This window comes from uncultured Tateyamaria sp. (assembly GCF_947503465.1).
Lineage (GTDB): Bacteria > Pseudomonadota > Alphaproteobacteria > Rhodobacterales > Rhodobacteraceae > Tateyamaria.
On sequence record NZ_CANNDN010000001.1, the window covers coordinates 1,745,598 to 1,759,981 of the forward strand.

13 protein-coding genes are annotated in these 14,384 nt (G+C 63.3%); 5 read left to right on the forward strand and 8 right to left on the reverse strand.

Features of this window, described 5'->3' with window-relative positions:
• Nucleotides 1-22: 22 nt before the first annotated feature.
• From Q0844_RS08840 to Q0844_RS08855, 4 genes are read right to left on the reverse strand one after another with little or no spacing between them, the layout of a single operon-like run.
• The gene (locus tag Q0844_RS08840) at nt 23-1,513 is read right to left on the reverse strand and encodes a tripartite tricarboxylate transporter permease (RefSeq protein ID WP_299044005.1); all 1,491 of its coding nucleotides are present in this window, start codon (nt 1,511-1,513) and stop codon (nt 23-25) included.
• Nucleotides 1,513-2,253 carry a tripartite tricarboxylate transporter TctB family protein gene (locus tag Q0844_RS08845; protein ID WP_299044006.1) on the reverse strand — a complete coding sequence of 247 codons (741 nt, stop codon included), beginning with the start codon at nt 2,251-2,253 and terminating at the stop codon, nt 1,513-1,515. The genes Q0844_RS08840 and Q0844_RS08845 overlap by 1 nt, the downstream gene beginning before the upstream one ends.
• Nucleotides 2,250-3,611 (reverse strand): aminotransferase class III-fold pyridoxal phosphate-dependent enzyme, encoded by a 1,362-nt coding sequence (locus Q0844_RS08850; RefSeq protein WP_299044008.1) that lies wholly within the window; start codon nt 3,609-3,611, stop codon nt 2,250-2,252. Before Q0844_RS08850 ends, Q0844_RS08845 begins: the two co-directional genes overlap by 4 nt.
• Nucleotides 3,608-4,408 (reverse strand): IclR family transcriptional regulator, encoded by an 801-nt coding sequence (locus tag Q0844_RS08855; protein WP_299044009.1) that lies wholly within the window; start codon nt 4,406-4,408, stop codon nt 3,608-3,610. The genes Q0844_RS08850 and Q0844_RS08855 overlap by 4 nt, the downstream gene beginning before the upstream one ends.
• 89 nt (nt 4,409-4,497) lie before the next feature.
• Between Q0844_RS08855 and hpaE the strand changes: the two genes are divergently transcribed.
• The 5 genes from hpaE to hpaH all read left to right on the forward strand — a co-directional run bounded on the left by hpaE (nt 4,498) and on the right by hpaH (nt 10,193).
• On the forward strand, nt 4,498-6,009 hold the full coding sequence (gene hpaE / locus Q0844_RS08860; protein ID WP_299044010.1) for a 5-carboxymethyl-2-hydroxymuconate semialdehyde dehydrogenase: 1,512 nt from the start codon (nt 4,498-4,500) through the stop codon (nt 6,007-6,009).
• 100 nt (nt 6,010-6,109) lie between these two features.
• Nucleotides 6,110-7,090, forward strand: a complete 981-nt coding sequence (hpaD, locus tag Q0844_RS08865; protein WP_299044012.1) for a 3,4-dihydroxyphenylacetate 2,3-dioxygenase — start codon at nt 6,110-6,112, stop codon at nt 7,088-7,090.
• A gap of 73 nt (nt 7,091-7,163) precedes the next feature.
• Nucleotides 7,164-8,561: a pyridoxal-dependent decarboxylase gene (locus Q0844_RS08870; protein WP_299044014.1), complete on the forward strand. Its 1,398-nt coding sequence runs from the start codon at nt 7,164-7,166 to the stop codon at nt 8,559-8,561.
• On the forward strand, nt 8,558-9,409 hold the full coding sequence (locus Q0844_RS08875) for a fumarylacetoacetate hydrolase family protein (RefSeq protein WP_299044015.1): 852 nt from the start codon (nt 8,558-8,560) through the stop codon (nt 9,407-9,409). Before Q0844_RS08870 ends, Q0844_RS08875 begins: the two co-directional genes overlap by 4 nt.
• Entirely contained in the window at nt 9,399-10,193 is a 795-nt protein-coding gene (gene hpaH / locus Q0844_RS08880; protein ID WP_299044017.1) for a 2-oxo-hept-4-ene-1,7-dioate hydratase, read from the forward strand. The genes Q0844_RS08875 and hpaH overlap by 11 nt, the downstream gene beginning before the upstream one ends.
• A gap of 39 nt (nt 10,194-10,232) precedes the next feature.
• Here the strand turns inward: hpaH and Q0844_RS08885 are convergent, their stop codons facing one another.
• The 4 genes from Q0844_RS08885 to xylF all read right to left on the reverse strand — a co-directional run bounded on the left by Q0844_RS08885 (nt 10,233) and on the right by xylF (nt 14,304).
• Nucleotides 10,233-11,132, reverse strand: a complete 900-nt coding sequence (locus Q0844_RS08885) for a glucokinase (protein ID WP_299044019.1) — start codon at nt 11,130-11,132, stop codon at nt 10,233-10,235.
• A 20-nt stretch (nt 11,133-11,152) separates the two neighbouring features.
• A complete protein-coding gene (locus Q0844_RS08890; protein ID WP_299044021.1) occupies nt 11,153-11,902 on the reverse strand; it encodes an ATP-binding cassette domain-containing protein in 750 nt (249 codons plus the stop codon).
• 14 nt (nt 11,903-11,916) lie between these two features.
• Complete coding sequence (locus tag Q0844_RS08895; RefSeq protein WP_299044022.1) at nt 11,917-13,182, reverse strand: sugar ABC transporter permease; 1,266 nt, start codon at nt 13,180-13,182, stop codon at nt 11,917-11,919.
• 144 nt (nt 13,183-13,326) lie between these two features.
• Nucleotides 13,327-14,304 carry a D-xylose ABC transporter substrate-binding protein gene (xylF, locus tag Q0844_RS08900; RefSeq protein WP_299045261.1) on the reverse strand — a complete coding sequence of 326 codons (978 nt, stop codon included), beginning with the start codon at nt 14,302-14,304 and terminating at the stop codon, nt 13,327-13,329.
• Nucleotides 14,305-14,384: the final 80 nt, after the last annotated feature.

Here is a 14,384-nt window from a genome sequence, read left to right on the forward strand (position 1 = left end):
TGAGTGTGTTTTGCTTTTGCGATTAATGTTCAAACCTCTTCGTGCGGAGGCTTTGCGCGATCGTGACACCAATCACGATCAGGATGACACCAAAAAGTGTGCCCGATACAGGCCGGTTGACCAGGTCAAAGACCGTTCTGATCTGCCCCGACCCGGCTGTCAGCTTCTCGATCATGATGGACCCCAGCACGAGGCCCAGCACAATCGGCACCAGCGGCCAGTCAAGGCGGCGCAGGATGAACCCCAGATAACCGAACCCGGCAGCAAACATGCAATCGGCGAACGAGTTGCGGATCGAAAACACGCCGACGAATGCGAGGATCAGAATGAAAGCACCCAACAGGCGGTTGGGGACATAGATGATCTTGGCAATCCATTTCGTGGACACCAGCAGCGTCAGGATCACCAGCAGGTTGATGATCAAAAGCGCGATGAAAAGCGAGAACAGGAAATCCGGATTGTTGTCGAAAATGTCCGGTCCGGGTTTGATGCCGGCATCAAAAAACACAACCATCATCATCGCCGTCAGCGCTTCGCCCGGCACGCCCAGCGCCAAGAGCGGCACCATGGCCGCGGCAGGCACCGCGTTATTGCTGGCCTCGGACGCGATCAGCCCGTCGGGCGCACCCCGTCCAAAGCGCCCTGGGTCGCGCGACATCGCCCGCGCGGTCGAGTAGCTGAAGAATTGCGCCACGAACTCGCCCACGCCGGGGATGATGCCCATGATGGTGCCATAGCCTGCGCTGATGGTGGCCACGGCAGGGTGCTTTTTCAACTCACCGAACCCGCGCAGAAGCCCGCCGTGAAGCCGCGCCTCGGGCGGGTCCGCGTCCTTTCCCGTCAGCAGGAACAGCGCTTGGCTGATGGCGAAGATGCCCACGATCACGACGATCAGGTTGAAACCTGGATAGAGGTATTCGACCCCGAACGTATATCGGTCAATCTGCTTCAGCGATTGCCGTCCGACCAGCGCGATGAGGGCCCCAAGTCCAAAGAGCAGCGCCGCAATCCCCATCGTCTTGCGATGCGCCGCGATCAGCAGAACAGCCCCCAGGGCGGCCGCCATGAAGATGTCCCGCTGTCCGAACAGCGCCCCCAGATCGCGCAGGTAAGGGCCGAACAGCATCAGCGCGCCAAGCCCCAGCAGGATCGAAAAGCACCCGCCAAAGAACGACGCGGAGTAGGCCAGCGACAGGCCGCGCGCCGCCTCGCCCCGCCGCGTCATGGCATAGCCGTCATAGGTGGTCAGCGCATTCACAGGCGTGCCGGGCGTGTTGATCAGGATCGCGGGGATTGCACCGCCATACATGGACGAGCCATAGACGCCCAGCAGCAGGACCAGCGACACCAGATCATCGAGGAACACGGTGGCGGGCAGCAAGATCGCGATGGCGATGGCAGGCCCAATCCCCGGCACGGCCCCGATGGCCAACCCGCCCACCGACCCGATCAGGATCGCAACCAGCACGGGCACGCTGGCAAGGTTATCAAGGCCGGTCCAGAAAGCCTCCATCAGAACCACACCTGCATGAACGTCTCCAGACGTTGCGGCAGTTGGTCATACAGCCAGATATTCACCGGTGTCCTGATCTGCAGGCCCGTGCGGAACACCAGAACGATGGCAAGGCTGGCGGCAAGGCAGATGCCCATCCAGCGCAGCCCGCGATACCCCAGCCGCCAGGGCAGCAAAGTCCCCAGCAGCAGCGTGGACACCAGATAGCCCAGCACTGGCACCAACAGCGTATAGGCCACGAACCATGCGACGTATTCCAGCGCGCGCAACCATTGTATTACCTCGTGACCCATGGCCGTGGGCTGACGGAACCGCTTGCGCCACGCCTGCGCCCGCCACGCACCGCGCAGGTTCCACAGGGCCGCCGGCACCAGCACGCAAAGGCAGATCAACGGTGCGACCCAGCTTTGCTTGAGGATACGGCCCAGCCGCGCCGTTCGCCCGTCCGGTTCCGTCACGCCAAACTGGTCCATCCAGTACCGCGCCATGTTCTGCGGCAACTTGCGATCCTCCCACCCGGTCTGGGAGAAAAAGAACACAAGGAAAAACAACGCCAAGGCCGCCATGAACACGGAAAACACCAAATCCCCCCGCCCGCGGCGGAAATCGGTGATGTCGGTCACGTTGATCTTGGCATCCGCCGGGCAGGCACTGCGAAAGGCACGGGCATGCGGTGTGGACGCGATGGGCCGCGCCGTCGTCGCGCTGCGCAGCGCGGGAGACGTGGCCCGAGAGGTCACGCCGCCTCGGCCATGGCCTTGAGGCCGGTTTCGGTGGCGGACAGGATTTTCTGCACGTGGCCCGCGTCCAAGACAAGGGGCGGCGAGAAGATGGCATTGTTGCCGGACACCCGGATCATCACCCCGTCAGCGTAAGCTGCCTTCTGGAACACCAGCGGCAGCGCCTTGCCGATGGGCGTCTTTTTGGCCCGGTCACTCACCAGTTCAATCGCGCACATCAGCCCCTCACCGCGCACATCGCCGATCACATCGAACCGCGCCTGCAACGCCTCAAGCCCCGCCTTCAACTCAGGCCCCCGGGCGCGCGCAGCGTCCCATGGCCTGATGCGCATCGTCTCTTCCACCGCGGCAACAGCCGCCGCTGCCCCGACGGGATGGCCGGAATAGGTATAGCCGGAATCAACCGACCCCACGCCGCTTTCATCCTCTTCGAACACCGCCGCCACATGGTCTGCAATCATCACGGCGCCAAAAGGGAAATACCCATTTGTGATCGCCTTTGCCGTACACATCAGGTCAGGCCGCACACCCCAATGGCGCGACCCTGTTTCTGTCCCGGCCCGCCCAAAGGCCGTGATTACCTCATCCGCGATCAACAGCACGCCGTGCTTGTCACAAATGTCCCGCACCATCGGCATGAAGCTGGGATGCGGCGGGATGACCCCGCCTGCGCCCTGCACCGGTTCCATCACAAAGGCTGCAATGGTGTTGGCGCCCTGAAACGCTATCTCGCGCTCCAGCATCCCTGCACTGAGCCGGGCCAGTTCCGCGGGATCATCCGTGCCAAACGGATTGCGATACAAGTAGGGCCCCGGAATGTGAAAGCACCCGGCCATAAGTGGCTCGTAGGTATTGCGAAACTTGGCGTTGCCGTTGACCGACGCGCCGCCGAAATGCGTCCCGTGATAGCCCTTGTCCAGACTGATGAACTTGGTCCGCGCACTGTCCCCGCGAATGCGGTGGTACTGCCGCGCCAGTTTCAACGCGATCTCGATACTGTCGGACCCGCCGGAGGTGAAAAAGCTGCGGGTCATCCCGTCGGGGCCAAAGAACTCCGCCAGCAGATAGGCCAGCTCGATCGCCTTGTCGTTCGACGTGCCGCGAAAGGTCGAATAGTAGGGCAGCGCTTCAAGTTGCGCAGAAATGGCGTCCTTCACCGGTTGGCAGGAATAGCCGAGGTTCACGTTCCACAGCCCGCCCACCGCGTCGATACTGCGGTGGCCGTCGACATCGGTGATGTATACCCCCTCACCCCCCGTCAGGATCGTTGGCGGGTGCGCCATGCTGTCTGCGGGATGCGCCATGGGATGCCAGAACTGGCGCGCATTGTGTTCCTTCAGAAAATTGCTGTCCTTCATGACGCGGCCCTTTCGCGGCTCGGGATCCAGAGGTCGAGGATGTGCGGGGGCACGCTGCCACCCATGGCTTGGCTGATCTCTTCACCGCGTTGCATCAGCAGGCGCGCAAGGTGCGCCTCGGTCGCCTTGCCGCCGCGCCCTGTGGGATAGGCGATGGAGCATGTGGCAAAGGCCCGGCTGGCCGCATCAAAGATGGGAATCGCCACCGATGACACGCCCAATCGCAGGGTATCCCGGTTACGGGCAAAGCCTCGCTGCGCCACCAGCTTCAACTCGGCCTCGACCTCCATCCGGTTGGGCGCGGGCGCCCCCGGCAGCCGGGTGCGCGGATCGGCCAGAGCCAGATCCAGCAACCCACCCGGCGAAAACGCCAGATACGCCTTGCCCGACGCAGTCGCAAACAGGGGCGGCAGACCATAGGCGTCAAAACTGACGCGCACCGGATGGTCGTGTTGCTCGGCATGGTGGACATGGACCAGATCAAACCCCTGCAGGCGACTGACATGCACCAGCTCGCCCGCCTCGCGGCTCAGCGCATCAATGACCGCCCGCAGCATCTCGACCTCGGGCACCGTACGCACCCGCATGCCCGCAAGCCGTGTCAGGGCGGGCCCAAGGCGGTAGGCGCGCGTGCCGCTGTCCTGCTCCAAAAACCCGGCCCGTTCAAGCGCCACAAGGTGTCGATGCACCGTCGCCTTGTCCCGTCCGGTCAGGCGCTGCACATCCGACAAGCCCAGCACCGGCTGCGCCGTGCTGAACAGGTCCAACAAACCAAGAGCCTTTGCAATGGTCGACATGGGACAAAGCTTGACGCACCTGAAATCGCCTTGCAATATATTTTTGCATCCACCGGTTCAATATATGAACCAATGCAAGGAAGATCGGCATGTCGGCGCTCGACGAAAACATCGCAAAACTCGCCCCGCACCTCGCCCGCATAGGCAAAAGCGGCATCCTCAATCACATTGCAGGCAAACCTGTCCCTGCGGCCGCTGGCGCATGGTTCGACACGACCTCGCCCATTGACGACAGCCACATCGCCCGTGTCGCGCGCAGCGACGCAAGCGACATCGACGCAGCGGCCCAGGCCGCCAAGGCGGCGTTCCCGGCCTGGCGCGACATGCCCGCCGCCGAACGCAAACGCATCCTGCACGCCATCGCGGACGGCATCGAAGCCCGCGCCGAGGAAATCGCACTATGTGAATGCCACGACACCGGCCAGGCGCTGCGTTTCATGTCCAAGGCCGCCCTGCGCGGCGCCGCCAACTTCCGCTTCTTTGCCGACCGTGCGCCGTCGGCCCGCGATGGTCAGGCGCTGCCATCACCCACGCTGATGAACATCACCACCCGCGTGCCCATCGGCCCCGTGGGCATCATCACCCCGTGGAACACGCCCTTCATGCTGTCGACGTGGAAAATCGCCCCGGCCCTGGCCGCAGGCTGCACAGTCGTGCACAAACCCGCCGAACTCAGCCCCTGGACCGCCCGCATCCTGATCGACATCGCCGAAGACGCAGGCCTGCCACCCGGGGTCTGGAACCTCGTCAACGGCATGGGCGAAGACGCAGGACGCGCCCTGACCGAACACCCCGACATCAGGGCCATCGCCTTTGTCGGCGAATCCAAAACCGGCTCCGCGATCATGGCACAGGGGGCACCCACCCTGAAACGCGTCCATTTCGAACTGGGCGGCAAGAACCCGGTCATTGTCTTCGACGATGCGGACCTCGACAGCGCGCTCGACGCGGTCCTCTTCATGATCTACTCGCTGAACGGCGAACGGTGCACCTCGTCGTCGCGCCTGCTGGTGCAGGATACGATCGCCGACGACTTCGAAACCCAACTCGCCGCCCGTGCCAAGGCGATCAGGGTCGGCCATCCGCTTGATCCCGCAACCGAAGTCGGCCCCCTGATCCACGAGGCGCACCGCAAGAAGGTGATGGCCAGCTTTGACACGGCGCGGACCGAAGGGGCCACCATCGCCGCAGGCGGCACGCGCGTGGGCGACACCGGCCAATTCGTGGCCCCGACGCTCTTCACCCACGCCACGAACGACATGACCATCGCCCGGGACGAAATCTTCGGCCCCGTCCTCACCTCCATCCGCTTTTCGACCGAGGAACAAGCGCTGAACATCGCCAACGACACGGCTTATGGCCTCACCGGCTATGTCTGGACCGCGGATGTGACACGCGCAATGCGCTTCACAGAGCAGCTCGAGGCAGGCATGATCTGGGTCAATTCCGCCAATGTGCGCCACCTGCCCACGCCGTTTGGCGGCATGAAAGCCAGCGGCATAGGACGCGACGGCGGCGACTGGTCATTCGAATTCTACATGGAGCAAAAACACATCGGCATCGCCACCGGGGACCCCAAAATCCCCAGACTCGGAACATAACCCTTCTTCTGGCCAAAATACTTCAGGGAGTTTGAGGGACAGCGTCCCTCATCAACAAGTCAAATCGCGTGCGGCGCAGCCGCCCCATTCAGGACCAGCCATGCCGATCCCCCCGCCCGAGCTTTACCCCCCGTTCAACATCGTCCGGCTCAGCCATGTGGAATACCGGGTGACGGACCTCGCCGCATCGCGCGCCTTCTACGTGGACACGCTGGGCCTTCAGGTCACGCATGAAGACGACGGCACGATCTATCTCCGGGCGATGGAAGAACGTGGCCACCATTGCATGATCCTGCGCCAGGCGGACGCGGCCAATGTCGCGCGGCTCGGCTTCAAGCTCTATGACCAGCCCGACCTCGACAAGGCGGCGCACTGGTTCGCCGAACAAGGCCGCCCCGTCGCATGGGGTGACCGCCCCTTCATGGGCCGCGTCCTGCACACAACTGACCCCTGGGGTGTGCCCCTGGAATTTTACGTCCAGATGGACCGGCTCCCGACCATTGCCCAGACATACGCCCTCTACCGTGGCGTCAAACCGCTGCGCATCGACCATTTCAACCTGTTCTCGACGGATGTGGACAGCGCCGTCGCCTTCTACACGCAGATGGGTTTCCGCACGACCGAATACACCGAAGATACCGAAACCGGCAAAACCTGGGCCGCATGGATGCACCGCAAGGGCGGCGTGCATGACATCGCCTTCACCAATGGCACCGGCCCCCGACTGCATCATTCCGCCTTCTGGGTGCCAACGCCGCTGAACATCATCGACCTTCTCGATCTGATGAGCACGACAGGCTACCGCGAAAACATCGAACGCGGGCCCGGTCGGCACGGCATCTCCAACGCGTTCTTCCTCTACATCCGCGACCCGGACGGCCACCGCATCGAAATCTACTGTTCGGATTACCAAACCGTCGATCCCGATCATGAACCGATCAAATGGGACCTCAAGGACCCGCAGCGCCAGACCCTCTGGGGCGCCCCCGCCCCACGCAGCTGGTTCGAAGAGGGCAGCGTGTTCGACGGCGTTGCAACGTCCGAGCCCCTTCTCAAAGCCCAGCCCATCGTGGCACCGTGACATTGGCGGAGGACATCTCCGCCTGACCCGTAGGGTGCGCATTCATTGCGCACCATCACCCAAAGGACACACCATGAGCTGGGATGATTTTGCAAAACACGCCAGGGACGCAGCCGACTGGGGTGCCGCCTACCACAAGTCCATCCGCGACCGTCCCGTCCGCGCCCAGACCAAACCCGGCGACATCGCGGCGCAGCTGGCCGAAGCGCCGCCAGAGGACGGCACCGCCCTGACCGCCATCATGGCTGACTTCGAACGCATCGTGATGCCCGGTATCACCCACTGGCAGCACCCCCGCTTCTTTGCCTATTTCAACTCGAACGCCGCCCCCGCCTCGGTGCTGGCTGAATTCCTCGTCTCGATCATCGCGCCGCAATGCATGCTCTGGCAGACCTCTCCGGCGGCCACGGAAATGGAAACGCGGATGATGGACTGGCTGCGCCAGGGCCTCGGCCTGCCCGATGGCTACCAGGGCGTCATCCAGGACAGCGCGTCTTCGGCCACACTTGCCGCCGTGCTGACCATGCGGGAACGTGCACTCGAGTACCGCGGCAATATCGAAGGGCTGCATGGACAACCGCAGCTGCGCATCTATTGCTCGGATCAGGTGCACAGTTCCATCGACCGCGCCATCTGGGTCGCGGGCATCGGCCAGGACAACCTGGTCAAGATCCGCACCACCGGCGATCTGCGCCACATGGACCCGCTCGACCTAGAGGCGGCCATTTCCGAGGACCGACAGGCGGGCCGCATCCCTGCAGGCATCATCGCGGTCACCGGCGCCACCGGCATGGGGGCATGCGATGATCTTGAATCCGTGGCGGCCGTCGCAGAAAAACACGGGCTTTATACCCATCTCGACGCCGCATGGGCGGGCACAGCCATGATCTGCCCCGAATTCCGCACGCTTTGGACGGGCGCGGACCGATTTGACAGCATCGTTTTCAATCCGCACAAGTGGCTTGGCGCCCAATTTGACTGCGCCGCCCATTTCCTGCGCGACCCCGACCTGCTGCGCCAGACCCTTGCCATCCGGCCCGAGTACCTGAAAACCCACGGGGCAGAGGACATCATCGACTATTCCGAATGGTCAATTCCGCTGGGCCGCCGCTTCCGCGCGCTCAAGCTGTGGTTCCTGATGCGGCACTACGGGATGGAAGGGCTGCGCGCCCGTCTCCGCAATCACGTGGCCTGGAGCCAGGCCCTGTGCGAGCGCCTGCGTGCAGAAGACGATTTCGAGATCGTTACCGAGCCCATCCTGTCGCTGTGGACCTTCAAGGTGGCGGGTGCCTCGGATGAGGACACGCAACGGCTAGTTGATGCCATCAATGACGACGGGCGCATCTACCTGACCCAGACCCTGGTCGACGGGCAAAAGGTGATCCGCTTCCAGGCCGGTCAATTCGACTGCGAGGAACAGGACTTTGCCACAGCGTTTGACACCCTGACCGAGATTGCGAGGCGGTCATGAAGTTTGCCACCTACACCACGGACGGGGCCACATATTATGGCGCTGTCACAGACGACGGCATGATCCCCCTGTCCCCCAACTTCGCGCAATGGCCGACCTTGCGGGACGTTGTTGCACATGACGGTCTGCACGCGCTGGCCAAGGCGGCGCAGGGGCGCACGGCGACGCATACTGGCGTCACCTACCAGATACCCGTCCCCAACCCGGACAAGATCATCTGCGTCGGTGTCAACTTTCCCGACCGCAACGCGGAATACAAGGACGGGCAAGAGGCGCCGCCCAACATGTCCCTCTTTCCCCGCTTTGCCCGAAGTTTCACCGGCCACAACCAGCCCGTCCTTCGCCCACCAGAAAGCGAAAAGCTGGACTACGAAGGCGAAATCGCAATCGTCATCGGCAAGGGCGGCCGCCGCATCGCCGAGGCAGACGCCTATGACCACATCGCAGCGCTCACCCTGTGCAACGAAGGCACGATCCGCGACTGGGTCCGCCACGCCAAGTTCAACGTGACGCAGGGCAAGAACTGGGATGCGTCGGGGGCGATGGGGCCGTGGCTTGTGCCCTTCACCCACGCCGCACAGCTTGACGACATCCGCCTCACGACCCACGTGAACGGCGCATTGCGCCAGGATGACCGCACGTCCCGCATGCTGTTCCCCATCCGCCGCCAGATCGCCTATATCTCGACCTTCACGACACTGGTGCCCGGCGACATCATCGTGACGGGCACGCCCACCGGCGCAGGTGCGCGCTTTGATCCGCCAAGGTTCCTGAAACCGGGCAACGTGATCGAGGTGACGGCAGATGGCATCGGAACCCTGCGCAGCGAGGTCGCCGATGAGAGCTGAGGATCACAAGGCGGCGGCCCACGCGTTGCTCGACGCGGAACGCAGCGGGCGACAAATCGGCCTTCTGTCCGTCGCACACCCCGACATCACCATGGACGACGCCTATGCCATCCAGGACCAGTTCGTCGCGGCCAAGGTCGCGGTAGGCGATCCGGTGATCGGCTGGAAAATCGGGCTGACCAGCCGGGCCATGCAGATGGCGCTGAATATCGACATCCCCGACAGTGGTGTCCTGACCCGGTCCATGAAGTTCGACACCGGTGCCACCATCCCCGCTGGCCGCTTTATCCAGCCGCGGATCGAGGCGGAAATCGCGTTTATCATGAAGGCCGACATCGGCGGCGACGGCGTCACCCGCGACGACGTGCTGGCGGCCACGGCACATGTCGCCCCCGCCCTCGAAATCCTCGACACCCGCATTCTGCGCGCGGACCCGAACACAGGCCAGCCGCGCAAGGTCTTCGATACAATCGCCGACAATGCCGCCAATGCCGGGATTGTCATGGGCCCCGAGCGGCACCCGCCCGAAAACCTGCGCTGGGTCGGTGCGATCATCACCCGCGACGGCACCGTCGAGGAAACCGGGCTGGGGGCCGGTGTCCTGAACGATCCGGTGGAAAGCGTGGTCTGGCTCGCGCGGCGCATGGCGATCTATGGCAACACGATCAAGTCCGGTCAGGTGATCCTGTCGGGCAGCTTCATCCGGCCCATCGAATGCCCTGCAAACACCGACATCCACGCCGACTTCGGCAACTTTGGCTCTGTCGATCTGCGGTTTTCCTAAGGCGCACTTCATCGCGCCCGGGCAAAAGGCACCTCCGCCTTACGCCACACCCACCGACAGGTAACGCGCACAGCCATACAGCGCGGAAAAGTCATCTGTCAGCAGATAAGTCGGAATGCGGGCCATACGACCATCAAACCCGCCGTCCTGCGTCAACGGGGCAAGGGCGCGCGCTTCGGTGCTGTTATTCAGCAAGGTCCGCGCAAGGCTGCCGTTGAAATAGATGCCGCCTTCGGGAAGGTAGATATAGGCCAGCTCCCGCACAAAGGCCCCCAGGGCATCGGCCATGATGTCCAGGGTCTCGGGTCCGCCCACCGTGCCGCCTACATCCTCGGGCTTGCAGTCGATCCCGGTGCGGGCCTTGTGAAACTTGGCAAGACCACGACCGGACAGCAAATGTTCGACCGTGTCGAAGGCGCGCGCATCATCAACCGCACCTTCGATGATCGTGGCGACGGGATGTGGCAGGCGGGCATGGCCCATTTCCGCAGCATACACCACGCCCGACGGGCGATGGGCAACACTCACGTTGAAACCGGTACCCAGGCCCACGACCATCGCCTGCGGCTCATCCTCGATCGGTTCTCCCGACAGATGCCGCAGCGACCCTTCGCCCAGCACGCAGATGGCATGGCCAAGCGCTTCGAGATCGTTGAGCAAATGGACGCTGTCCAGCGACAGGTCCTGCGCCAAAGCATCTGCATCAAAGTGCCAGTCGCGGTTGGTCAGGCGGCCCTCGCCCTTGCCCACGGGCCCGGCAATGGCAATCGCGGCTGACGTCACACCCGGATGCGCGGCGATATAGCCACGCGCGACCTCGGCAAAACTGCCATAGGCGTCATTGGCAAAGCGGCGCACGGTGTCGCTGCGCACGCCGCCTGCATCGGCCAGGGCCAAACGGCAGTTTGTACCGCCAACATCTGCAACAAGGTGGAGCATCTCCGCCTGGTCCCTCATTTCTACTCGGCCTCTCCGGGCGCCTTGCCCAGAATGATCATTCCCAGCAGGTCATCGTCGGTAACGTCGGCAACGTCAACCGTGCCCACCAGCTTTCCGTTCTTCATGACGGATGCCCTGTCGCACAGGTCCATGACATCGTGGATGTCGTGGCTGATCAGGAAAATGCCGATGCCTTCGGCCTTCAATTGCTGGATCAGTTCGGACACCATCTGCGTCTCGTGTGGACCCAGGGCGGCGGTGGGTTCGTCCATGATCAGGATGCGCGCGTTGAAATACACGGCACGCGCAATTGCCACGGACTGACGCTGACCGCCGGACAGGGCCGACACGGGATCCTTGAACTTTTGAAAGTTCGGGTTCAGCCGCGCCATGATCTTGCGGGTCTCGGCCTCCATCGCGTCATCGTCGACAAAGCCCATGCCGTTGACCAATTCGCGCCCCAGAAACAGGTTCGACGCGGCATCCAGATTGTCGGCCAGCGCAAGCGTCTGGTAGATCGTCTCGATGTTGTAGGTCCGCGCATCCCGCGGGTTGTTGATCGTGGCCTTTTCACCGTTGATCCGGATCTCGCCCGCGTCCATGGCATAGGCACCCGACAGGATCTTGATCAGCGTGGACTTGCCCGCACCATTGTGGCCCAGAAGGCCCACGACTTCGCCCGGCTTGAGGTCAACCGACACGTGGTCGACCGCCTTGATCCCGCCAAAGCTGATCGAGATGTCTTTCATTTCGACAAGAGGTGTCGTCATTTCCAGGTCCTCCCTCAGACGCCAGCACGGCGGCGGTATACGATGTCGACCCAAACGGCGAACACCAGCACAAAGCCGACGACGATGTTCTGCAACGGCGCGTCAACCCCGACCGAGGCCATACCCGATTGCAGCGATTGCATGATTAGCGCGCCAATGACGGCACCATAGATCGTGCCTGCGCCACCCGACAGGGCCGTGCCCCCGATAACGGCGGCGGCAATCACGCGCAGTTCGTCCAACGTACCCAGACCCACGTCCACCGCATTCAGACGGGCCGAGGCGATGATCGACGCGATACCGGTCAGCGCGCCCATCAGGGCAAAGACCTTGACCGTCAGCAGGCGCGTATCGATGCCCGACAGGGACGCCGCCTCGGGGTTGCCGCCCGTGGCATAGACATAGCGGCCAAAGCGCGTGCGCGTGGCAATTACAGTCATAAAGATGGTCACGGCCAACAGGATCACAACCGGAATGGCGACGCCGTGGTTCCAGACCATGCCATCGGTATATTCGATCCCGCGCGCTTCGGTCATGCGGCGCATGGCACCGCGCGGAATGGGATAGCTGTTCATGATCCAGACAAAGGCGATGATCAGGCCGGCGGCCATGGCCATCAGGATGCCCTCGGCCCAGACCGGTTTGACGGTAAAGCCGTGCGTGGACTTGCGACGACGGCTCAGCAGCATGATGCCAACTGCGACCAGCGCGGCAATGGTGCCGAACACCCAGCTCAGCGTTTCGCCCAGCGTGCCCTCGGCCCCACCGCCCAGAAGGCGAAAGACCGGGTCAAGCGGGGCCTGCGTCTGGCCCTTGGTGACCCACCACATCGCCCCGCGATAGATCAGGAAACCGCCCAGCGTCACGATGAAGGCGGGCACGGTCAGGTAGCCGATGACCCAGCCCTGCATCGCACCCAGGATCGCCCCCATCAGGATGGCCGCGATGACTGCGATGACCCAGATCATCGGGTGACCAAGGCCCAGTACGGATGGCAGCCACTGCACCTGCAAGGCCGCGACCGTCATGCCGATGAATCCCAAAAGCGAGCCCACGGACAGGTCGATGTTCCGTGTCACGATCACGAACACCATGCCCGTCGCCATCACGGCAACCGACGCGGTCTGAACGCTCACGTTGAAGAAGTTGCGGGGCGACAGGAACCGCCAGTCGGTGAAAAAGCCGAACACGACCCAGATGACGACAAGCGCCCCGATCATCCCCAAAAGCCGGGCATCCAGACCCAGCTTGTCCATCATTGATTTGGCCTGGTCGTCCATGTGCCCTGCCCTTTGTTCCGGTTGCGGTGGCACAAAGCGTCCGTTGGCTGGCATGTGCCCGCCCGAAATGTGCCTGAATGTCTGATGAATTTTGTGTGGCCCGCCCCGGCGCGGTGGTGCGCCGGGGCGGGGTAACAGGTGGCCTTACTGGCAGACAGCCAGTGACGAGCCCGCGCACAGCGCGTCTTTTTCGATCCAGCCTGCGTCCAGAACGACGTTCAGGTTGTCGGCCGTGACCGGCACGGGGGCCAGGAAGATCGAGTTCATGGTGGTGCCGCCGGGCGACGTCCACTCGGCTGCGCCGTCAACGTCTTCACCCTTGGCCAGGGACACCGCGATCTCGCCCGCGGCCTTGCCCAATGCACGCGCGTCTTTCCAGACGGACACGGTCTGTGTGCCGGTGGCAACGCGGTTCAGCGCGGCGTGGTCACCATCCTGGCCGGAGACAGCGATGCCTTCCATGCCTTGCGCGGTCAGCGCAGCCACAACACCACCCGCGGTGCCGTCATTCGAGGCGACAACGGCGTCGACCTTGTTGTCGTTGGTGGTCAGGATCTGTTCCATGTTGCGCTGCGCGTTCGCAGGCACCCAGCCATCGGTGTAGGCTTCGCCGACGATGGTGATGTCACCGGCGTCGATCGCCGCTTGCAACACCTCTTGCTGACCGCCACGCAGGAAGTCGGCGTTGGGGTCGGTGGGCGAACCCTTGATCATCACGTAGTTGCCCGTGGGCTGTGCTTCCAGCACGGCACGGGCCTGCATCCGGCCCACTTCGACGTTGTCGAACGTCAGGTAGAAGGCGCGCGCGTCTTCGATCAGACGGTCATAGGCGACGACCGGAATGTCTTCGTCGGCTGCGGCCTGGACAGCCGGACCAACGGACGAGGCGTCCTGCGCCAGGATGATCAGCGCGTCCGCGCCCTGGGCGATCAGCGATTCGATGTCTGCCAGCTGCTTGGCCGAGGACGATTGCGCGTCGGCGGAAATGTAGGTGGCGCCGGCGGCGTCCAGCGCGGCCTTGATCGCGGCCTCGTCGGTTTTCCAGCGCTCTTCCTGGAAGTTGGACCAGCTCACACCCACGGTCACCGCGTGACCGTCGGCCAGAACCGGCGAAGTAAGCATGGTGGCAGCCGCGAGGGCGCCCAAAAGCGTGCGTCGTTTCATAAGTGTCCTCCCAAAGACATGCCCGCCGTCATGGTTCG